Annotated in this window: 21 protein-coding genes and 1 tRNA gene; 7 read left to right on the top strand and 15 right to left on the bottom strand. The window is 71.5% G+C overall.

Annotated elements, in window-relative coordinates:
- Positions 1–75: 75 nt before the first annotated feature.
- From WCE39_RS10690 to WCE39_RS10670, 5 genes are all read left to right on the top strand, one after another.
- Entirely contained in the window at positions 76–3,738 is a 3,663-nt protein-coding gene (locus WCE39_RS10690; RefSeq protein ID WP_343276670.1) for a Calx-beta domain-containing protein, read from the top strand.
- 143 nt (positions 3,739–3,881) lie between these two features.
- Positions 3,882–4,955 carry a pyruvate dehydrogenase (acetyl-transferring) E1 component subunit alpha gene (gene pdhA / locus WCE39_RS10685; protein ID WP_343276669.1) on the top strand — a complete coding sequence of 358 codons (1,074 nt, stop codon included), beginning with the start codon at positions 3,882–3,884 and terminating at the stop codon, positions 4,953–4,955.
- Complete coding sequence (locus WCE39_RS10680; RefSeq protein WP_343276668.1) at positions 4,952–5,959, top strand: alpha-ketoacid dehydrogenase subunit beta; 1,008 nt, start codon at positions 4,952–4,954, stop codon at positions 5,957–5,959. Before pdhA ends, WCE39_RS10680 begins: the two co-directional genes overlap by 4 nt.
- 163 nt (positions 5,960–6,122) lie before the next feature.
- Positions 6,123–7,586, top strand: a complete 1,464-nt coding sequence (locus WCE39_RS10675) for a dihydrolipoamide acetyltransferase family protein (protein ID WP_343276667.1) — start codon at positions 6,123–6,125, stop codon at positions 7,584–7,586.
- 72 nt (positions 7,587–7,658) lie between these two features.
- A complete protein-coding gene (locus tag WCE39_RS10670; RefSeq protein ID WP_343276666.1) occupies positions 7,659–8,042 on the top strand; it encodes a VOC family protein in 384 nt (127 codons plus the stop codon).
- A gap of 39 nt (positions 8,043–8,081) precedes the next feature.
- Here the strand turns inward: WCE39_RS10670 and WCE39_RS10665 are convergent, their stop codons facing one another.
- The 10 genes from WCE39_RS10665 to WCE39_RS10620 form a co-directional block, all read right to left on the bottom strand.
- Positions 8,082–9,032 (bottom strand): MBL fold metallo-hydrolase, encoded by a 951-nt coding sequence (locus tag WCE39_RS10665; RefSeq protein WP_343276665.1) that lies wholly within the window; start codon positions 9,030–9,032, stop codon positions 8,082–8,084.
- 80 nt (positions 9,033–9,112) lie between these two features.
- Complete coding sequence (locus WCE39_RS10660) at positions 9,113–9,421, bottom strand: hypothetical protein (protein WP_343276664.1); 309 nt, start codon at positions 9,419–9,421, stop codon at positions 9,113–9,115.
- Positions 9,418–10,755, bottom strand: a complete 1,338-nt coding sequence (locus tag WCE39_RS10655; RefSeq protein ID WP_343276663.1) for a tryptophan--tRNA ligase — start codon at positions 10,753–10,755, stop codon at positions 9,418–9,420. The genes WCE39_RS10660 and WCE39_RS10655 overlap by 4 nt, the downstream gene beginning before the upstream one ends.
- 156 nt (positions 10,756–10,911) lie before the next feature.
- Positions 10,912–11,112, bottom strand: a complete 201-nt coding sequence (locus tag WCE39_RS10650) for a CsbD family protein (RefSeq protein WP_343254896.1) — start codon at positions 11,110–11,112, stop codon at positions 10,912–10,914.
- Between the two features lie 136 nt (positions 11,113–11,248).
- On the bottom strand, positions 11,249–11,404 hold the full coding sequence (locus tag WCE39_RS10645; protein WP_343276662.1) for an entericidin A/B family lipoprotein: 156 nt from the start codon (positions 11,402–11,404) through the stop codon (positions 11,249–11,251).
- A 136-nt stretch (positions 11,405–11,540) separates the two neighbouring features.
- Positions 11,541–12,464, bottom strand: a complete 924-nt coding sequence (gene rocF / locus WCE39_RS10640; RefSeq protein ID WP_343276661.1) for an arginase — start codon at positions 12,462–12,464, stop codon at positions 11,541–11,543.
- A 132-nt stretch (positions 12,465–12,596) separates the two neighbouring features.
- A tRNA-Thr gene (locus tag WCE39_RS10635) sits at positions 12,597–12,672 on the bottom strand.
- Positions 12,673–12,740: 68 nt separating this feature from the next.
- Entirely contained in the window at positions 12,741–13,580 is an 840-nt protein-coding gene (locus tag WCE39_RS10630; RefSeq protein ID WP_343276660.1) for an SPOR domain-containing protein, read from the bottom strand.
- Positions 13,581–13,589: 9 nt separating this feature from the next.
- Positions 13,590–14,330, bottom strand: coding sequence for a type III pantothenate kinase (locus tag WCE39_RS10625; RefSeq protein WP_343276659.1), 741 nt, complete (start codon positions 14,328–14,330; stop codon positions 13,590–13,592).
- Complete coding sequence (locus WCE39_RS10620) at positions 14,327–15,367, bottom strand: biotin--[acetyl-CoA-carboxylase] ligase (protein WP_343276658.1); 1,041 nt, start codon at positions 15,365–15,367, stop codon at positions 14,327–14,329. The genes WCE39_RS10625 and WCE39_RS10620 overlap by 4 nt, the downstream gene beginning before the upstream one ends.
- A gap of 107 nt (positions 15,368–15,474) precedes the next feature.
- On the opposite strand from WCE39_RS10620, the gene WCE39_RS14300 reads away from it, so the two are divergent.
- Both WCE39_RS14300 and WCE39_RS10615 read left to right on the top strand, forming a co-directional pair.
- Complete coding sequence (locus WCE39_RS14300) at positions 15,475–15,735, top strand: hypothetical protein (RefSeq protein WP_449284017.1); 261 nt, start codon at positions 15,475–15,477, stop codon at positions 15,733–15,735.
- Between the two features lie 10 nt (positions 15,736–15,745).
- Positions 15,746–16,492: a M90 family metallopeptidase gene (locus WCE39_RS10615; RefSeq protein WP_449284019.1), complete on the top strand. Its 747-nt coding sequence runs from the start codon at positions 15,746–15,748 to the stop codon at positions 16,490–16,492.
- 3 nt (positions 16,493–16,495) lie between these two features.
- Here WCE39_RS10615 and WCE39_RS10610 read toward each other — a convergent pair whose 3' ends face one another.
- From WCE39_RS10610 to dusA, 5 genes are all read right to left on the bottom strand, one after another.
- Positions 16,496–17,917: an ATP-binding protein gene (locus WCE39_RS10610; RefSeq protein WP_343276657.1), complete on the bottom strand. Its 1,422-nt coding sequence runs from the start codon at positions 17,915–17,917 to the stop codon at positions 16,496–16,498.
- Positions 17,918–17,960: 43 nt separating this feature from the next.
- The gene (locus tag WCE39_RS10605; protein ID WP_343276656.1) at positions 17,961–18,647 is read right to left on the bottom strand and encodes a response regulator transcription factor; all 687 of its coding nucleotides are present in this window, start codon (positions 18,645–18,647) and stop codon (positions 17,961–17,963) included.
- 67 nt (positions 18,648–18,714) lie between these two features.
- Complete coding sequence (locus WCE39_RS10600; RefSeq protein WP_343276655.1) at positions 18,715–19,095, bottom strand: hypothetical protein; 381 nt, start codon at positions 19,093–19,095, stop codon at positions 18,715–18,717.
- A gap of 152 nt (positions 19,096–19,247) precedes the next feature.
- On the bottom strand, positions 19,248–20,159 hold the full coding sequence (locus WCE39_RS10595) for a dimethylarginine dimethylaminohydrolase family protein (protein ID WP_343276654.1): 912 nt from the start codon (positions 20,157–20,159) through the stop codon (positions 19,248–19,250).
- Positions 20,160–20,202: 43 nt separating this feature from the next.
- Positions 20,203–21,204 carry a tRNA dihydrouridine(20/20a) synthase DusA gene (gene dusA, locus WCE39_RS10590; protein ID WP_343276653.1) on the bottom strand — a complete coding sequence of 334 codons (1,002 nt, stop codon included), beginning with the start codon at positions 21,202–21,204 and terminating at the stop codon, positions 20,203–20,205.
- Between the last annotated feature and the right edge of the window lie 14 nt (positions 21,205–21,218).

Genomic DNA, 21,218 nt, shown 5'->3' with positions numbered 1-21,218 from the left:
ACTGCCGCCCGGCTGGTGCAGAATCGCTGGGCTGCGGCGGGGGCCGCACCAGACATCTTCCAGGGGAACCACACCATGCAACCGACTCCGCGCCGCCTGGCGCTCGCCCTTGCCCTGTCCGCGGCCATCGGCGCCGCGCAGGCCGATTCCACGCCGCAGGCGCTGCCGTTCGCGCAGGACTGGACCGATACCGGCCTGGTCACCGCCAATGACGACTGGTCGAACGTGCCGGGCATCCTCGGTTACCTCGGCGGCGACCTGACTTCGGCCAACGGGGTCGACCCGCAGACGGTGCTCGGCGCCGATGCCGCCGGCGTCGTCGACGTGATCGCCAACCAGACCAGTACCAGCATCAGCAACGGCGGCGTGGCCGAGTTCCACATTGCCGATCCGGTGGTGGGGCTGCAGGGCAGTGGTTCGGCTGACGCGCCCTATCTCCGGATCCACCTCGACACCCGCGGCGCGAGCGGCATCCAGGTGTCCTACCGCCTGCGCGACGTCGATGCCTCGGCCGACGACGCCGCCCAGCAGGTCGCCCTGCACTACCGCGTCGGCGGCATCGGCGACTTCAGCAACGTGCCCGAGGCCTACGTCGCCGACGCCAGCAGCCCCGGCGGCACGCGCGACACGCCGGTGTCGGTGAACCTGCCCGCCGACGCCGACAACCAGGCGCTGGTTGAGCTGCGGATCATGACCACGAACGCCGCCGGCAACGACGAATGGATCGGCATCGACGACATCAGCGTGGTTGCCGGCGGCGGCGGCGCCGTCCCGGTGATCAACCTCGGCAACGGCAGCGTGGCCGAGGGCGATTCGGGCACCACCGAGATGTTCTTCCAGGTCGGCCTGAGCCGGCCCGCCGGTCCCGGCGGCGCCAGCTTCGACTATGCGACCGCCAACGGCACCGCGCTGGCCGGCGAGGACTACGTCGCCAAGAGCGGCACGGCCACCATCGCCGAAGGCGACACCTCGATCTCGCTCTCGGTCACCGTGGTCGGTGACACCGTGGCCGAGGCCGACGAAACCTTCGGCCTGGCGCTGTCGAACATCTCCGGCGCGGCGGACGGCACCCTCGTTGGCACCGGCACCATCGTCAACGACGACTTCACGATCGTGCCGATCGCCGCCATCCAGGGCGCGGGCGCGAGCTCGCCGCTCGCGGGCCAGTCGGTGGTGACCGAGGGCATCGTCACCGCGCGCAAGAACAACGGCTTTTTCATGCAGACCGCCGACGGCCAGGACGACGGCGACGACGCCACGTCCGAGGGCATCTTCGTGTTCACCGCGGGGGCCCCGCCCGCGGCGGCCTCGATTGGCCACCGCGTGCGCGTGCAGGCCACGGTGGAGGAATACATTCCCGCCGCCGATCCCTACCAGCTGCCGATGACCGAGCTGACTTTCGCCACCGTCACCCAGCTCGGCACCGGCCATGCGCTGCCGGCGCCGATGGTGCTGGCGGCGGACAGCGTGCTGCCCGAGGGCGGGCTCGGCCAGCTCGAGGCCTTCGAAGGCATGCGCGTCAGCATCGCGAGCGCCACCGTGGTCGCGCCCACCCGCGGCAACACCAGCGAAGCCAATGCCACGTCGACCGGCAACGGCCAGTTCGCGGTGGTGGTCACCGGCGTACCGCGCCCGCTGCGCGAGGCCGGCATCCAGGTGCCCGACCCGGATCCGAGCGGCACCACGGCCACCGCCATCCCGCGCTGGGACTTCAACCCCGAGGTCATCGCGGTGGACAGCGACGCCATCGGCGCGCCGCAGGCGGACCTGGCCGCCGGCTGCCGGATCGTCGACGGTACGCTGACCGGTCCGCTGGACTACACCTTCCGCCGCTACACCATCTATCCCGAAGGCCCCCTGGCGACCGCCTGCGACGGCCTCGACCAGCCGCGCGGCGCGGTGGTGCCCAGCGAGGACCACGCCACCTTCGCCACCTACAACCTGCAGCGCTTCTTCGACACGGTGAACGATCCGGCCATCAGCGAACCGGTGCTCACCGCCGACGCGTTCGCGGCCCGGCTCAACAAGGCCTCGCTCGGCATCCGCGCCTACATGCATTCGCCCGACGTGATCGGCGTGAGCGAAGTCGAGAACCTGCCCACGCTGCAGGCCCTGGCCGACAGGATCAATGCCGATGCGGTGGCGCTCGGCGAGCCCGATCCCGGCTACGTCGCCTACCTCGAGGAAGGCAACGACGTCGGCGGCATCGACGTTGGCTTCCTGGTGAAGTCCGGCGAGATCGCCGCGGGCCTCCAGCGGGTGCAGGTGGTGGCGCTGGAGCAGGTCGGCGCGACCGATACCTGGACCTATGCCGGCGACGGCTCGACCTCGCGCATCAACGACCGTCCGCCGCTGGTCCTCCACGCGGTGGTGAACTTCGCCGACGGCCGCGCGTTTCCCATCACCGTGGTGACCGTGCACCAGCGTTCGCTCAGCGGCATCAATGACGAAACCCCGCTGGGTACCGGCACCAACGGTGACCGCGTGCGGCAGAAGCGCCAGATCCAGGCCGGATTCCTCGCAAACCTGCTGCAGGAGCTGCAGAGCCCGCTGCTCGACCGCAGGGTCGTGGTGCTCGGTGACTTCAACGCGTTCGAGTTCAACGATGGCTACGTCGACGTGATGGGCGCCCTGACCGGCATGGCTTCGCCCGACGAGGCCACGGCGGTCGAGCACGACGGGGCCAACCTCGTCGAGCCCGGCTACGTGAACGCGACACATGCCCTGGATCCGTCGCAGCGATACTCGTTCGTGTTCGAGAACAACGCACAGTCGCTCGACCACATCCTTGTGAACCAGAGGCTGCTGGCCTCGCCGCTGTTCAACTCGTGGACCATCAGCCACGCCCGGCTCAACGCCGACTTCCCGGAAACCGCGCGCAACGACCCCGACAGCGCCGCGCGCCTGTCCGACCACGACCCGTCGGTGCTGATGCTGCGCATGAACGCCATCCAGTTCGCCGACATGCAGGCCGTGGTGAGCACGCCCCAGTCCGCCGTGCAGGTGGGCGGGACGATGAGCTGGGTGGTGCACGCCCGGAATGAAGGCCCCGACGCAGCCGGGTTCCCGGGAGTAGGCTTCTCGGTGGGCACATTGTTGCCGACGCTGACGGTCGAGGCGCCTGCCGGCTGGACCTGCGATGCGACGACGGCCGAGGCTGGCCTGACCACCTCCGCATGTACCGCCGACACCCTGGCAGCGTCCGCCACGGCCGCGTTCACGCTCCGTGCGACGGCCCCCGCGCACCTCGCGGGCCACACGGCCACGCTGACGGCCGCGGCAACCTCGCAGACCGAAGATCCCGAGGCGGCCAACGACAGCGACAGCGCCACGATCGCCGTCGATGCACAGGCCGACCTGGCGGTGACGATGGTGGCGGCCGAGCGGATCGTCCGCGGTGCCTGGGGAAGCCACGCGATCAGCGTGCGCAACGAGGGTGCGGCGACCGTGGAAGACGTGGTCGTGCGCTTGTCGACCGGCGTTCGCGAGAATCTGGTCCATGTCGGCAGCGCGCTCGATTGCGTCACCGAGTCGGCCAACCCGTTCCGTGCCCTCTGCGTGCTGGAGGGGACGATCGAGGCCGGCCAGGTCCGCCACTTCGCGTTCATGACCGGAACCGGCGGTCGCCTGACTCCGCCGATCTACGACGTCACCGTGCAGGTGGAGTCGGACGTCCAGGACCCGGACACCGGCAACAACGCCGCGCGTGCCCGCATCCGCACCGTCCGCGGCAACTGACCGTCAAGGGCCCGGGCGGCGCCACAGCGCGCCGCCGCGGGCACCGGCTACGCCAAGGAAGGCCTTGCCGCACCGCGCAACGGAAGAAAAACCCGCTCCGGGTATCATGTCCGGCTCCCGTGGATGACCGAGCACGTGCCCGTATGAGCGTTGCCGCGACCTTTGAAATCGAATACCTCCAGTATCTTGGCCCGGATGGCACCCTGGTGGCCGACCTGCCTCCGGAAGCCCTTCCGGCGGCGGACATCCTGCCGCTGTTCAAGCAGATGCTGATGGTGCGCACCTTCGACACCAAGGCCATCGCGCTGCAGCGCACCGGCAAGCTCGGCACCTACGCCGCCTGCCTGGGCCACGAAGCCACGCACATCGGCATCGGCGCCGCGATGCGCCCCGAGGACGTGTTCGCACCCAGCTACCGTGAATACGGCGCGCAGTTCATGCGCGGCGTGAAGCCCCGCGACGTCCTGATGTACTGGGGTGGCGACGAGCGGGGCAACGACTTCTCGGGCCCGAAGCACGATTTCCCGTGGTGCGTGCCGATCGCCACCCAGTGCCTGCACGCCGCCGGTGCGGCGCTGTCGTTCAAGCTCCGCGGCGAAGACCGCGTGGCCGTGACCTGCTGCGGCGACGGCGGCTCGTCCAAGACCGACACCTACGCGGCGATCAACTCCGCCGGCGCGTTCGAGCTGCCCTTCATCCAGTGCATCATCAACAACGGCTGGGCGATTTCGGTGCCGCGCAAGTCGCAGACCGGCGCGAAGACGCTGGCCCAGAAGGGGCTGGCCGGCGGCCTGCACTGCCTGCAGGTGGACGGCAACGACCTGTTCGCAGTGCTCGAGGGCATGCGCCGCGCCATGGAGCGCGCGCGCTCGGGCGGCGGCGGCAGCGTGATCGAATTCATGACCTACCGCCTGCACGACCACACCACCGCCGACGACGCCCGCCGCTACCGCGACGAGGCCGAGGTCAAGGACGGCTGGACCCGCGACCCGATGACCCGCCTGCGCACCTGGCTCACCGCCCAGGGCGTGTGGGACGAGGCGCAGGAAACGGCCTGGATCGAGGAGTGCGGCCGCATGGTCGACGTGGAAATCAACGCCTACCTGGAGTGCAAGGTGCAGCCCGTGGAAGCGATGTTCGACTATCTGTATGCCGATCCGCCGGCCGACCTGCTCGAGCAGCGCGCGGCCGCCATCGCCCTGGAGAAGCGCTCGTGAGCGCCGTGGCGAAGGATGCGGCGCCGGCCGCCATCACCCTGATCGAAGCGGTGACCCAGGCGCTGGCCTACGAGATGCGCAACGACGAGTCGGTCGTGGTGCTGGGCGAGGACGTGGGCGTCAACGGCGGCGTGTTCCGCGCCACTGCCGGCCTGCACGCCGAGTTCGGCGACCTGCGCGTGATCGACACCCCGCTCGACGAAACCACCATCGCCGGCCTGACCGTCGGCATGGCCGCGCAGGGCATGAAGCCGGTGGCCGAGGCCCAGTTCGACGGCTTCGTCTATCCGATGCTCGACCACATCATCTGCCACGCGGCGCGCTTCCGCTACCGCACCCGTGGGCGGCTGACCTGCCCGATGGTGCTGCGCGTGCCGTGGGGCGGCGGCATCCGCGCGCCGGAGCACCACTCCGAGGCCAACGAGGCGCTGTTCACCAACGTCCCCGGCCTGCGCGTGGTCCTGCCCTCGTCGCCGGCGCGCGCCTACGGCCTGCTGCTGGCCGCGATCCGCGAGCCGGATCCGGTCATTTTCATGGAACCCAAGCGCATCTACCGCCAGTACAAGGAAGTCGTGCCCGACGACGGCGAGGCGCTGCCGCTGGACGTGTGCTTCGTGCTGCGCGACGGCACCGACATCACGCTCGTGACCTGGGGCGCGCAGGTGAAGGAGACGCTGGAGGCCGCCGACGCGCTGGCGAAGGACGGCATCAGCGCCGAAGTCATCGACGTCGCCACGCTGACGCCGCTGGACTTCGACACCATCGCCGAGTCGGTGGCGAAGACCGGCCGCTGCGTGATCGTGCACGAGGCACCCAAGACCGCCGGCTTCGGCGGCGAGATCGCCGCGCGCCTGGCCGAAGAGTGCATGTACGACCTGCTGGCGCCGGTCGAGCGCGTCACCGGCTACGACACGCACATCCCGCTGTTCCGCCTTGAAATGAAGTACCTGCCAAGCGTCGAGAAGATCGTCGCCGCGGCAAAGCGGGCGATGGCCGCCGGCTGAGCACGCGCGGCGGGGCCGCCTCGCGGCTCCGCCGATCCGCCCGCCCTGCCGGACCGCTGCGCCACGCAGCAGGCGACACGACAACAGCGTCGTCCCCGCGGCACCGGGCCGGCGAACCGAACGCAACCGCTCCTGCCGGAGCACCAGATTCCCCGAGGACACCATGGCCGACAAGAAGACCTTCTACCTCCCCGACCTCGGCGAAGGCCTGCCCGACGCAACCATCGTCGAGTGGTTCATCAAGGAGGGCGACATCATCCGCCTGGACGAGAACCTGGTGTCGATGGAGACCGCCAAGGCCGTGGTCGACGTGCCTTCGCCGGTTTCGGGCAAGGTCCTCAGGCTCGCCGGCGCCGCCGGCGACGTGGTCATCACCGGTGCGATGCTGGCCGAGTTCGAGATCGATCCCAGCCTGCCGCAGCGCGCGGAGGGCCAGGACACCGGCCACCACCACGGCGGTGGCGGGCACGGCGTGGGCAGCCAGGACCCGGCGCCGGACGACAAGGTCGTGGCCTCCGACGAGGGCGGCGCGATCAGCGACGCCGGCGAGCCCGCGCCCAAGGGCGAGACCGGCGGCGAGCGCAGCGACAGCGGCACCGTGGTCGGCGCCATGCAGTCGTCGGACGCGGTGCGCAGCGAACAGGCCGTGGCCGTGGGCGGCGTGCGCGCCATGCCCGCCGTGCGCGCGCAGGCGCGCAAGCTCAAGGTCGATATCAGCCGCGTCAGTGGCACCGGTAGCGACGGCACCGTGACCATGGCCGACGTGAAGCGCGCCGCCGCAGACGGCAGTGCGCCCATGGGCGCCGGCGGTCGCGCTCCTGTGGCAGCCGCTGCAGCCGCGAATGCCACGGCGCCGATCGCGGCCATGGCCGCGCCCACGGGATCAGGTACTGGTGTGGGGTCGACAGCAGGCCGCGCCGCTTCCGACCGCACCGCGCTGTCGGCATCCGGCAAGCCCATGCGCACCCAGCCGCCGGGCGTGATCGCCAGCGGCCAGCCCGAGCAGCTCAAGGGCGTGCGCCGCAACATGGCGCGCGTCATGGCCGCCGCACACGCGCAGGTCGTGCCGACCACCCTGGTGGACGATGCCGACCTGCACGCCTGGGCCGGCAAGCAGGACATCACCGCGCGCCTGATCCGCGCGATCTGCACCGCGGCCAAGGCCGTGCCCGCGCTCAACGCCTGGTTCGACGGTGACAGCCTCACCCGCACCATGCATCCGCAGGTCGACATCGGCATCGCCGTGGACACCGACGACGGCCTGTTCGTGCCCGCGCTTCGCAACGCCGACGTGCTCGACGCCGCCGGCGTGCGCGCCGGCATCCAGCGCCTGCGTGCCCAGGTCGAGGACCGCAGCATCCCGGCCAGCGAGCTCTCCGGCTACACCATCAGCCTGTCGAACTTCGGCATGTTCGCCGGCCGCTACGCCACTCCGGTGGTGGTGCCGCCGTGCGTGGCCATCGTCGGCGCCGGCAAGCTGAGCCAGGACGTGGTGGCCGTGATCGGCGGCATCGAGGTGCACCGCCGGATGCCGATCTCGCTGACCTTCGACCACCGCGCCGCGACCGGCGGCGAAGCCGCGCGCTTCCTCAAGGCGCTGCTGGACGACATGGCGCTGGCGAACTGAGTCCGTCGCGGCGGCACTTGCCGCCGCCTCGCACCGGGCGGAGGATCGGACGCTCCCGCCCGGAGCACCGACATGGCGCATCGCAGCCGGCTGGCTGGCTTCATCATCGATTCGCGGGGCGACGACCTCGCCGCCCCGGCCACGTTCTGGAGCCAGGCCCTGGGCCTGCCCATCACCGACCCGGACGCCGGCGGCAGCGGCCGCTATTCCGCGCTCGGCGACGCCCCCGGAAACCTGCACGTCGAAGTCCAGCACGTGGAGCACCCCTCGCGCGTGCACCTGGACATCGAAACCGACGACATCGACGCCGAGGTCGCGCGACTGGAGGCGCTGGGCGCCACCCGCGTCGCCTTCGTCAATCGCTGGTGGGTGATGCAGGCGCCCGACGGCCAGCGCTTCTGCGTCGTGCCGATGGACGATCCCGCGGCGCGCGGCGAGCCCAATCGCTGGTCATGAGCGGACGAGCCGCGTCGCACGCGCGTGGCCGAAGCGCCCTCAACCGCGCCGTTGCATCTTCCGCTCGCGCTGCAGCCAGGCACGGAGTCCCTGCGCGTTGAGTTCGATGTCCAGTTCCAGCAGGTCCGGCACGACGCGTTCGGGCTCCGCCACGCCATGGATGCGCGCGCGGTCGACGTAAAGCTTCGCCAGCGCCTGCTTCAGCGCCTCGTGGCCGTCGGGCGCATCGCCGAGGAACTGCGCCAGCGCCACCATCGCGTCGACCTGTTCGATCAGCCGCAGGGCGACGCGCTGCACGTCGCGCACACCGCCGAAGTGGGTGACATAACAGGTGTCCGGCTCCACGGAAAGCAGGCGCCGGATGGAGTCCTTCATCTGCACCGGATCGAACTGCACCGGCGAGGTGGTCGGGATCGCGAAGGGCCGGCCGCCGACATCGAGCTCCCGGTACGAGATACCGAAGGCGTCGCCGGTGAACCAGGCGCGCGTGCGTTCGTCCCAGACCGAAAGGTGGTGGAGCGCATGGCCCGGCGTGTGCGCCAGCCGCAGCGGCCGACCGGCAAGGTCGAGCACCTGCCCGTCCGCGGCTTCGAGCACGCGCCCGGCGGCCGCCGGCACCAGGCCGCCGTAGGCGCGCTCGAACAGCGCGTCGCCGTACACCTGGCGTGCGCTGGCGACGAGCTTTTGCGGATCGACCAGGTGCGGCGCGCCACGGGGATGCACGACCAGCGTGGCCGAGGGCAGGTCGCGCAGCAGCGCGCCGGCGCCACCGGCATGGTCGAGGTGGACATGCGTGGCGATGAGATAGTCGACGGCATCGCGCGCCACCCCGGCGGCGTCCAGCGCCGCGAGCATGCGCGGCACGCTGTGCAGGGTCCCGCAGTCGATCAGCGCCGCGCGCCCGGCCTCCACAACCAGGTAAGCGGCGCAGAAGTCGGGCCGCTCGCCGAAGCCGGTGTCGATGATGGTGATGCCGTCGCCAGATCCCACGCCTTGCCCTCGCTGTGAACGTCAGCCCCGAGCCTGGGGGAGCGCGCCGGCCGCGCCGATACGACTTTGGTCCAAGCCGCTCAGCGCCGGCGGAACAGCAGCATCCGCAGCACCACCGCGAACAGCATGGCCGCCAGGAACACCCCGTAGCCGAGCGCGGTCGCGAGGATCTGCCGCCACATGCGGCCGTGGTCCGGGTCCGCGACCTGGTGCGACCAGTACAGGCTGGCCACGAACACCGCCAGCGCCGCCAGGAGCGCGACCACGTCGTACAGCCGCCGCATGACGCCCCGCGGCTGGCGCGGATAGATCCAGAACAGGGTGGCCAGGATCAGGAACCAGGGCAGGAACAGGATCAGGGTGAGGTTCACTTCGACCAGCGGGTTCATTCGTCGCCTTCCCCGATGCGCGCCAGGGCCTGCACCAGCGCGGCGGCGTCCACGCCCTCGCCCAGCGCGCCCACGATCGCGCCGTCGAGCAGCACCTGCCCGTCGGCGTCGATGCGATGGGCCGCGGTTCCGGACTTCAGCGCCGCCACAACGCGACCACAGTCGCGCGGCGACTCGAAGCCGGCGCCCTGCAGCAGCAGGCGTTCGCCGTCGACGAGCTTGAAGTGGAAGCGGCCATCGGCTTCGCGGTACTGCTTGAACACGGGTGGGGCCGGCCTGGCCGCGCCTTCAGCCGCAGGCGAAGGCGTCGCGATGCCGCCGCCGCCCGCGCCCAGGTCGCGCAGCCCGACCGCGTCACGCAGCCGCGCCAGCAGCGGCCGTGCGCGCTCGTCGCGCAGGCGCTCGCCGCCCAGGCGCAGCATGCGTTCGATGCCCGCGGGGTCGGCTACCAGGGCTTCGTAGCGCTCGCGCATCGGCGCAAGCTCGGTATCGATGCGCTCGACCAGCTGCTCCTTGGCGTCGCCCCAGGCGATGCCATCGGCGAACGCACGGCGCATCGCCCCGGTGTCGTCGGCCCCGGCGAAGGCCTGGTAAAGCTGGAACACGGCCGAACCCGCGGTGTCCTTCGGCTCGCCCGGCGCACGCGAGTCGGTCACGATCGAGAGCACCAGCTTGCGCAGCTGTTCGCGCGGAGCGAACAGCGGGATGACGTTGTCGTAGCTCTTCGACATCTTCCGGCCGTCGAGGCCCGGCAGGGTCGCGACCTGCTCCTCCACCGCCGCTTCGGGCAGGGTGAAGTGCGGGCCGTAGAGATGGTTGAAGCGCTGCGCGAAGTCGCGCGCCATTTCGATGTGCTGCACCTGGTCGCGGCCCACCGGCACCTTGTGCGCGTTGAACAGCAGGATGTCCGCGGCCATGAGCACCGGGTACATGTACAGCCCCGCGGTGACGCCGGCATCGTCGTCGCTGCCTTCGGCGCGGTTGCGGTCGACCGCGGCCTTGTAGGCATGGGCGCGATTGAGCAGCCCCTTGCCCGCCACGCAGGTGAGCAACCAGGTCAGCTCGGTGGTCTCGGGGATGTCCGACTGGCGATAGAACGCCACGCGCTCCGGATCAAGTCCGCAGGCTATCCAGCTGGCCGCGATCTCCAGCGTCGAACGCTGCACCCGCAGCGGATCCTGGGTGCTGATCAGGGCGTGGTAGTCGGCGAGGAAGAAAAAGCTCTCGACATCGGGAGCCACGCTGGCGACCACCGCGGGGCGGATGGCCCCGACGTAGTTGCCCAGGTGCGGGATGCCGGTGGGCTTGATGCCGGTGAGGACGCGCAGGCTCATTCAGGGACCGGAGTCGGAAAAAATCCCATTCTAGTCCAGTGGCCCGACGCGGCTCGCGCGTCGCACGCCTTCCCGCCGCGGCCGCCCGGCTCCGGGCAAAGAAAACGGGCCGGAAAACCGGCCCGCCTGATGTTACATGGCGACTTGCCTGCCCGGTCAGCCCAGGCCCTTCTCGAAATCCCGCACCTCGCGCTCGGCGCGGTCACGCTCCCAGCCATACTGTTCCTGGAGCTTGCCCGCCAGGTACTCGCCATTGCCTTCGGCGACATCGAACACATCGTCGGTGAGATCGCCCCACCGCGCCTGCGCCTGACCCTTGATCTGGGTCCACTTGCCGGAAATGATGTCCTTGTTCATATGCGTCACCTCGTTGATGGGGGAAGGTCACCGCGCTTGCGGTGGATCCGGGGCCATCATGCGGGCCTGCACATGTGGGCAGGGTCAAGGTTTTGTTGACGGGCCGTCACCTCGATGACTGGCCATTCAGCGGGCGTCAGCGGGGATCGGTGGCACCGGTGTCATCGGCCGCGTCTTCGACCTGCTCGCCCACCTTCTGCACGTCCTTGCCAGCACCGGCAACCGTGTTGCAGGCGGAAAGCATGCCGGCGGAAAACAGCGAGACAAACAAGAGGATTGCAATGCGCTTCATGGGAACTCTCCGTTGATGGACGATCCACGGGGCGGCGATGCCCCGTTGCCGCCATGAAACGCAGGTGCGGGTGAATTCCGCGTTGAGGTGGCCGGGTCGCGCGTCAGCGTGGTCGCGTCCCATTCATCCACCGTGCTCAGTCACGCATGAGCGTGGATTTTCCGAACAGGCTTTCCACCAGGTCCACCGCCAGGCGCGCGGTCCGGTTGCGGACGTCCAGCGCCGGGTTGACCTCGACCACGTCCAGCGAGTCGGCCCCGCCGGCGTCGGCGATCATTTCCATCATCAGCTGCGCCTCGCGGTAGTCGAGGCCTCCCGGCACGCGGGTGCCGGTGCCGGGCGCGATGGTCGGATCGAGCACGTCGACGTCGAAGCTGACGTGGAGGTGGGTGTCGTCGCCCATGTCCGCCAGCGCGTCCTCCATCACCTGCTTCATGCCTACTTCGTCGATGTAGCGCATGTCGTAGATGTCCAGGCCGTGCTCGCGGACCAGGCGCTTTTCCTCCAGGTCGACCGAGCGGATGCCGATCTGGCGCACGTCGGTCGGCGAAATCATCGGCCCCTGTCCGCCGAGGTTCACGAGCGCGTCCGGGCCGAGTCCGCACAGGCAGGCGACGGGCATGCCGTGGACGTTACCCGACGGCGTGATCGACGAGGTGTTGAAGTCGGCGTGGGCGTCGAGCCACAGCACGCGCAGGCGCTTGCCCTGGGCACGGCAGTGGCGCGCGACGGCGGTGATCGAGCCCATCGCCAGGCAATGGTCGCCACCCAGCATCACCGGCATCCGGCCGGCCGCGAGCTCGGCACCCGACATCTCCATCACCGCCCGGTTCCAGGCGACCACTTCGTCGAGGTGGCGATAGCCGTCCACAGGCGCCTGCCAGGGATTGCGCGGCCCCTGGGCGTCGCCGCGATCGATCGCGTCGATGCCGCGCGCGACCAGCGCTTCGACCAGCCCGGCGACGCGCAACGCCTCGGGCCCCATGGACGCGCCGCGTCGCCCCGCACCGACGTCGGTGGGGACGCCGAACACGGATACGGGCTGCAATTTCAATGACATGGAGGCCTCCAGCGGGCAGGGCAGGACGCGCCATGATCCTGCAGCGAGGGCGGGAGGTCCAGAACGCGTGCCACGCCCGCGCGCGGGCATTGCGCCGTGGCTCGGCGTCGCCCTGCACCGGCCTGCGCATCGTGGTGCCGGCAGTCCGAATCGAACGGACGACCTACCGCTTACAAGGCGGTTGCTCTACCAGCTGAGCTATGCCGGCACGATGCGCCCCGTGGGGCGCGCGCATTCTAGCGCGCCCTAGCGCGCCCTAGCGCGCCCTAGCGCGCCCTAGCGCGCCGCGGCGGCAGTCGTGAACGGTGCGCAATCGATGTCGCGAAGCTGCGGTGCCTGCGCAGCGAGCCGCGCGGCGGCGGCATCGAAGCCGGGGCCCGCGGCCACGTCCAGCCAATGGCTCACGCTGGCCTCGCCCAGCGGCTGCGCCAGCGCGGGGAAGCCTGCGGCGCGCAGGGCGGTCTCGCGGCGGCGGGCCGCCGGTTCGCCCGCGTAGCGCCCGAGCGCGATGCCGTTGGCGTTGTCGCCCGAAGGCACGACCAGCAGGTCGTCGAAGCCCGCCTGCCTGATCTTCGCCGCCAGCGCGTCGGCCGCGGCGCGGTCGGCCTGCGGCGCCATTGCCACGCTCCAGCCGCGCGGCGCCGCGACCACGTCGCGGACCTGCATCCGCGCGGCGCCCAGCGGCTGCAGCACGGTCCGCGCGGCCGCGACGGGGGCGGCGCCGGTGAATGGTCCGAAGCTCATGCAGCGGAGCGCCGGCGGGGCCTGCGCGGCTTCGGTGCCGCCGGTGTCGACCGGCAACGTTGCGGCCGCCACCGGTTCGCCGTCCGGGCCGGCGGCATCCACCGCTGCCGTGCGTGGTGCCGTGCCCTGTCCATCCGGAGCATCCTGCGCCGCGGAGGCAGCGCCGCCGGCGTCGGCGTCCGCGACGCCCGGCGCACCACCGTCCCGGGCCCGTGCCTGCGCGTCCCGGGGCTCACCCAGCAGCTGCAGGCGCGGCACTCCGTCGGGCTGGGCCCACGGCGCCGGTGCCGCCGGCCCCGGGCGCAGCAGCCACCAGGTGGCGACGCCGAAGTTGAGCATGAACAGCAGGACGAGCAGCGCGCGCAGTGACATGCCCGGATTCTAGCCCGCGCCCGCCGGCTGCCGCGCCAGTCGCGCGAGGCCGTCGATGACCAGCGAAGGCGCGTACCGCGCGCCCTCCACGTGCGGCAGCAGGTCACCGGCGCCACCGCCGTGCAGCAGCACGCCGACCGCCGCGCCCGCGCGCGCGTGGGCTTCGCGGCGGCTGCGCTCGACCAGCCCCAGCGCCGCGCCCAGGCAGCCGGCGGCAAGCGCATCGGCGGTATCCGTGGCGAAGACCATGGCGTCGCCGCCACTCGCCGGCAGCTGCGGCGCGCGCGCATGCAGCGCTTCGCGCATCAGCGTCGGCGAGGGCGCGATGCTGCCACCGTGGTGCCGGCCGTCGGCGTCCAGCAGGTCGACGGTGAGCGCGGTGCCGACGCCCACCACCAGTGTCCAACCCGGGTCGCGCCCGCGGGCGCCCACCAGCGCCAGCGCACGGTCGACGCCAAGCCGCGCAGGCTCCGCGTAGGCGATCCGCACGCCGCCCATCTCGCGTTCGACGCGGACTTCGACCACGCGCGCGGCGCGCGGCACCAGCACCTGCAGCAGCGCCGCGCGCAGCGCCGCCGACCCCACGCTTGCCAGCCAGGCGACATCGATCCGCGAGGGCAGCGCCGACGACCACGCCGGATCCAGCGTCACGCCGTCGTGGGCGAAGGCGGCCACCGGGCCGGCACCGGCCGGGTCCAGCGGCGCGCGCTTGAGCCGGGTGTTGCCGAGATCGAACAGCCAGTCGCTCACGGCGCCGCCAGCCGCGTGCGCAGCCCGGCTTCACCGGCGTGGACGTGGCGCTCGGTGCCGCCGACATCCACCCGCAGCGCGCCGTCGGCGGCAAGCCCGAGCGCGGTGCCGGCGTACAGGACGCCGCCCACGCGCACGTCCACTTCGCGCCCGGCCAGCGCATCCAGAGTCGCGTGTCGCGGCAGGAACGGTGCCAGGCCTTCGCGGTCGAACTGGTCCAGTGCCGGCACCAGGTGCGCGACCAGGGCCGCGGCAAGCGCGCTGCGCGAAGGCCGGCCGGGATGCGCCAGCGCCTCCAGGTCGCACCACGGCTGGTCGATCGCGGCCGCCGCCGAAGCGGGCATGCGCACGTTCAACCCCAGTCCGAGCACCGCCCGCACCGGCCCGCCGTGCTCGCCGCCGCCCTCGACCAGCAGGCCACCGAGCTTGCGCAACACGGTGCCGTCGCGGTCGGGGACCACCAGGTCGTTCGGCCACTTGAGGCGCACCATGCCGTAGCCGAGCGCGTGCAACGCTTCGGCGCTGGCGACGCCGGCCACCAGGCCCAGCCCGCCAAGCCGCGCCAGCCCGCCCTCGAAAGCGCGCGCCAGCGACAGATACAGGTTCGCCGCCAGCGGCGAGGCCCATTCCCGGCCCAGCCGGCCGCGACCCCCAAGCTGCCGTTCGGCGAGCAGCACCGCCACGCCCTGCGCTGGCGTGCGTCGGCGCATGAGCTCGCTGTTGGTGGAGTCGATGGTCCAGGCGACCTCCGGGCCGTGCACCCGCTCGCGCACGCGCGGGGGCAACGCGGCCGCGATGGCGTCCGCGTCGAGCAGGTCCGGCGGCACGTCCAGCACGTAGCCGTGGCCGCGGCGCGCGCTGATCGCGATCCCCGCCGATCGCAGCGCCTGGATCCGCTTCCATATCGCCGCCCGGGTCAGGCCCGACTCGCGCGCGAGCGTATCGCCGGACACCGGCCCTGCGGCCAGGCGCAGCAGCAGCAGCGTCTCGACGGCGTCGGCGTCACGCGACGCGGTGGCGGGCTCAGGAGGGGGCATCCCGGGATTATCACACCTGAACGCGCCGGGCTCCGCCCACCCGCGTCGCGGCATCCGGTCGATGTATGATCGCGGAGCCGTCACCGGTCACCGAACAGGCAACCGCCATGTCCGTCCGCGCCATCACCGCCATGATCCTGCTGTCCCTGGCCTGCCAGGCCGAGGCCCGTGAAGTCCGCATGGCCGGGGCCGGCGGCGACGGTTCGGGCTGCAGCGCCGATTACCCGGCCAGCGGCACGCCCGATGTCGATCCCGCGCGTGCCACCCGGCGCCCCGAGGCTGAGAAGCCGGTCACTCCCCGCGGCGCCGATCCCGACGCGGCGCGGCCGCCGCGCTGGCACAGCTTCCTGCCGGGGATGTTCCGCTAGGCATGGCGTGATCAGGCGCCTGTTCCGGCGCCCACCCGCCGACGTCGATCCGCGCACCTGGCAGGACGTGCTCGAACGCGTGCCCTGGGTGGCCGCGCTCGACGCACCCCGCAGCGAACGCCTGCGCACCCTGGCGGCGCGCTTCCTGCATGACAAGACCATCACCCCGCTCGGCGGCCTTCAGCTCGACGAGGTGGCGCGCACGACGCTGGCCGCGCTGTCCTGCCTGCCGCTGCTGGAGTTCGGTGCCGAAGGCCTGCACGGCTGGTCGCAGCTGCTGGTGTACCCCGACGCGTTCCGGGTCGACCGCAGCCATGTCGATGCCGCCGGGGTGATGCACGAAGGCGAGGACGAACTCGCGGGCGAATCCTGGGAATACGGCCCGCTGGTGCTCTCGTGGGCCGACATCCTCGCCGACCTCGACAACCCGCGCGACGGCTGCTGCGTGGCGGTGCACGAGATGGTGCACAAGCTCGACGCGCTCGACGGCCTGCTCGACGGCACCCCGCCGCTGCCGCGCGCCTGGCAGCGCGAATGGGCGCGGGACTTCCAGCAGGCATACGACGCGTTCGCCGCGCGCGTGGATCGCGGCCTGCACACGGTGCTCGATCCCTACGCGGCCGAGGCGCCGGAGGAATTCTTCGCGGTCTGCAGCGAGTACCACTTCAGCGACCCGGCGCTGCTGGAACGCGAACAGCCGGCGGTGGCGATGCACCTGCGCAGGCTGTACGGCGCTTCGCCGTTCGCCGCCGGCTGAGCGCTACAGCCCCGGCGGCAGCCGCACGAGGAAGCGCGCCCCGCCAAGCTCCCGGGACGCCGTGACCTCGAGCTCGCCCCGATAGCCACGGACGATGTCCTGCACGATCGACAGCCCGATGCCGTGGCCCTGCACGCGCTCGTCGCCGCGCACGCCGCGCTGCAGCACGTGCGCGATGCGCTCGGCGGGGATACCCGGGCCATCGTCGTCCACCGCGAGCACCAGCCCCGGGCGCCGCCGCGGCGCACAGGCGCCCACCTCGACGGTCAGCAGCACGCGCGACTTCGACCACTTGAACGCGTTTTCCAGAAGGTTGCCGAGCAGCTCCTGCAGGTCGCCGGACTCGCCGTGGAAGCGGGCCGCCGGGTCGATCTCGAACTCGCACACGGTGCCCTTGCCGGCGTAGATCTTCTCCAGCCCGCGCACGATCTCCTCGGCGCAGGGCTCGACCTCCACCGGCGCGGCGAACAGTGCGTGGCCGGCGGAGGCCGCGCGGCCGAGCTGGTAGCCCACCAGCTCGTTCATGCGCCGGACCTGGGTTGCCACCTCGTCGCGCAGCTCCGCTTCGCTGGCGTCGCTGTCCAGGCGCGTGCGCAGGACCGCCAGCGGCGTCTTCAGGCTGTGCGCGAGATCGGCCATGGTGTTGCGCTGGTGCTCCAGGTTCTGGCGTTCGCTTTCCACCAGCGCGTTGATGCTCTCGGTGAGCGGTTCGAGCTCGCGCGGATGCAGTTCGCTCATGCGGTTGGCCTGGCCCAGCTGCACGCGCTTGAGCTCGGCCTCCACGCGCCGCAGCGGCAGCAGGCTCCAGCGCAGCACCAGCGCCTGCAGCAGCAGCAGGACCAGGCCGGCGATGCCGAGGTAGCCCCAAAGCGCGGCGCGGAACACCCGCACCTGCTGCGGCAGGGTGCCGGCGTCTTCCATGATGTAGATGGTGTAGGGGAACTCGGCTTCGGCGCGCTGCTCCATGTCCCAGATGAAGCCCTTGCCGTAGCGCAGCACTTCGCGCGGGCTGCCGTCGGCACCGGTCATCGGCAGTGGGCCCTCGAACTTTTCGACCCCGCCCTCGAGCAGCTCTGCGTCCGGCAGCTGCGGGCCCCGCGTCGATTCCGAGCCCCAGCTGCCCTGCGGCAGCACCACCTCGGCGTACAGGCCGCTATCGGGCCGCTCGAAGCGCGGGTCGGCCTGGGTGTAGGGCGGGATCAGGTTGCCGCCGCGGTCGAACTCGATGTCGCGGGCATAGGACGTCGCATAGTTGCGCAACCGGTCGCGCTGCAGCTGGCCGGCGACGTCGACGAAGGCGCGGTCGAGCGCATAGCCCGCGGCGGCCAGGAAGGCGAGCAGGCCCAGGCTTGCCGCCAGCAGCTGGCGCGCCTGCAGCGAACGCGGGCGCCAAGCCAGTCTCCGATCCTTGCGCCCCTGCGCCACGCCGCCTCCCCTGCACGCCGGGCGCGAAGCGCGCCCGCCGGGCTCAGCCTTCGTTGCTGCGCGGGATCGCGAAGCGGTAGCCGCGGCCGCGCACGGTCTCGATCGGCTTCAGCGTGCCCTCGGGATCGAGCTTCTTGCGCAGGCGGCCGATGAACACCTCGAGCACGTTCGAGTCGCGGTCGAAGTCCTGCTGGTAGATGTGCTCGGTGAGGTCGGCCTTCGAGACCAGCTCGCCGGCGTGCATCATCAGGTACTCGAGCACCTTGTACTCGTAGCTGGTCAGGTCGACGTTGCTGCCGTTGACGCTGACCGTCTGCGCGGCCAGGTCCAGCACCACCGCGCCGCACTCCAGCGTCGGCTTGCTCCAGCCCGCGGCCCGGCGCACCAGCGCGTTGATGCGCGCCAGCAGCTCCTCCACGTGGAAGGGCTTGACCAGGTAGTCGTCGGCACCCTGCTTCAGGCCGTCGACCTTGTCCTGCCAGCTCGAGCGCGCGGTCAGGATCAGCACGGGGAACTGTTTGCCTTCATCGCGCAGCGCCTTGATCAGCTCCATGCCCGACATCTTCGGCAGGCCGAGGTCGATGATGCCGACGTCGAACGGGACCTCGCGCCCCATGTACAGGCCTTCCTCGCCATCCTGCGCGGCATCCACGGCATAGCCTTCGCGCTTGAGGCGCGCGGCCAGGGTCTCCCGCAGGGGAGCTTCGTCTTCGACCAGAAGGATGCGCATCGGTTTCTCCGGTATGTCCCGGCGCCGGTTCGTCGTCGCGGGATGAGTTGCAGGCTAGGGTGCGAATTCAGTCGTCGTCGCCACGTGTAGGTGCAGGCCGGGGCAGGCGGCGCGGACGGGCGGACGGATCGTCCATGTAGACCCGGACGCGCCCGCCGTCGTCGACCACCTTCACCCGGTTGAGGCTGCGACCTTCGAAGGAGATCGGCTCGGCGCTCAGCACCTGGCCCCCGGTGCGCGCGCGCACCCGGCGCACGGAATCGGCCAGCGCGTCCTGCCGGCGGCTGGACCGCTCGGTCGGCGCGCGCCGGGCGGACTGCTCCACCGCGCGCGGCGGCGCGGCACCCTGCCCGCGGCCCTGGCGACGGCCGTCATCGGCATGCGCCGCGCCCGCCAGCATGAATGCGGCGGCCAGGCACAGCGTCGGCGACAGGTAGCGAGCGGTCATGGAAGCCATTTCCCAGAGAATACAGAAAGTTACGCACGCACACAGCCGGCGTCGGCTGGAGCGTTCAGATGATTCTCGGAGCCGGGCGGTGAATTGCCACTTAACTTTTCCCGTGGCCCGAGGGCCCCGTTCATATCCCCTGCGCCCGCGGCCTAGTAGATCTCCGCCACGCAGCAGCGCAGCGAACCACCGGCCGCCTCGATCGCATCGAGCGGCACCGCACGGACCTCGAAGCCCGCGTCCGCGAGCGCGCGGCGGCTGGCCGGCTCCAGGGCATCGCAGGCCCGCTGGCTCATCCATACCACGTCATCCGACAGGCTGATGGCATTGCCCGCGAAGGCGGCCTGCCCGGCTGGCGGAAGCGGGATGGCGTGGGGCGCGTACAGGGCGGCGATGGCATCGACCACGCCGGGGTCGGCGAAGCCCGCAGGACAGATGATCGCCGCGCGTCCGGCCAGCACCGCGAGCACCACGTTGGTGTGGTATTCGCCGGGCGCGAGGTCGAAAAGCAGCGTCGCGCGCAGCCCCAGGGCCTCGTGCGCCAGGCGCGCGCCCTGCTCGTCGCAGCGCTCGGACAGGCCGCAAAGGCCGAGCCCGCGGGCCCGGTCGATGACCATTGCGCCCGTCAGTTCGCAGGGATGCGGCTGCGTGGACAGGTCCCGCACCGCATAGCCGAGGACGTCGCGGAAGAAGCGGCGGATGTCGCCACGGCCGGCTTCGCGCCGCCGCACCGCGTGGCGCATGCGGCCCACCACCAGCGCACCGGGCACGGTGGCGAAGACGTTGTTGGGAAACAGCGCATCCGGCGCATCCGGGTCGCCCGGGAAACACAGGGTCGGCAGCACCGATGACAGCGCGCGTTGCAGCGCGCGGTGCTGCGCCGAGGCGCGCGCGGCATCGAAGCCCGCGGCCTGCTCCATGTAGCGGTTGTCGGTGGCGGATTCGGCGGCATGGCCGAAGCCGTCGGGTGCGACCAGGAAGGCGGCGCGGGCGGTGGCCGGGCCGAAGTCCGGGGCGCAACCGCGGGCGAAGTCGAGGAAGCGGGCGGTGTCGCGGGTCAGCATGGACGTGCTCTCGGGAATCGGAGTCGGAGCGCGGAGCGGCGTTTCAGGCGCCGGAGCGGCCATCGTCGGCGGTGACCGCGATCGCCTCCTGCACCAGCGACCAGTCGGCGCCGGGCCGGTGCGCACCTTCGCTCAGCACCTGGCGGAAGGCGCGCCCGCCGCGCTGGCCGTGGAACAGGCCGAGCACGTGGCGGGTGATGTGCTTGAGCTGCGCGCCGCGCGCGAGCCTCGCCTCGACGTAGGGCCGCATCGCGCGCAGCACGTCGGCGCGGGTCGACAGCGCGCCGCCATACCAGGCGACGTCCAGCCGGTGCAGCAGCCACGGATCGTGGTAGGCGGCGCGGCCGAGCATGGCGCCGTCGACGTGCTCGAGGTGGGAGGTCGCCTCGCCCTCGTCGGCGATGCCACCGTTGACGATGATGGCCAGCCCCGGTCGCTCGCGCTTGAGCGCATACGCCCAGTCGTAGCGCAGCGGCGGCACCTCGCGGTTCTCCTTCGGAGACAGGCCCTTGAGCCACGCGTTGCGCGCATGGACCACGAAGGTGCGGCAGCCGGCGGCGGCGACGGTGTCGATAAAGGCGAGGAAGCGCGCGTAGTCGTGGTCGTCGTCGACGCCCAGCCTGCACTTCACGGTCACCGGCACCTCGCAGGCGGCGATCATCGCGGCCACGCCCTCGGCCACCAGCGCCGGCTCGCGCATCAGGCAGGCGCCGAAGCGCCCGGCCTGCACCCGGTCGGAGGGGCAGCCGCAGTTGAGGTTGACCTCGTCGAAGCCGTGCTCGGCGGCGATGCGCGCGGCCTGCGCCAGCAGCGCCGGCTCGCTGCCGCCGAGCTGCAGCGCGACCGGGTGCTCGACCGGGTCCATGGCCAGCAGCTTTGCGCGGTCGCCGTGGATCACGGCGTTGGCGTGCACCATTTCCGAGTACAGCCTCGCATGCGGCGCCAGCAGGCGGTGGAAGACGCGGCAGTGGCTGTCGGTCCAGTCCATCATCGGGGCGACGGAGAGGCGGAGCGCCTCCGCGTCGATTGGCAGCGAAACGGGCATCGCCACATTGTTTC

Source organism: Luteimonas yanweni (genome assembly GCF_039548475.1).
Classification (GTDB): Bacteria; Pseudomonadota; Gammaproteobacteria; order Xanthomonadales; family Xanthomonadaceae; genus Luteimonas.
The sequence above is the reverse complement of the archived record's forward strand: the minus strand, read 5'-3'. Positions and strand labels throughout refer to the sequence as shown.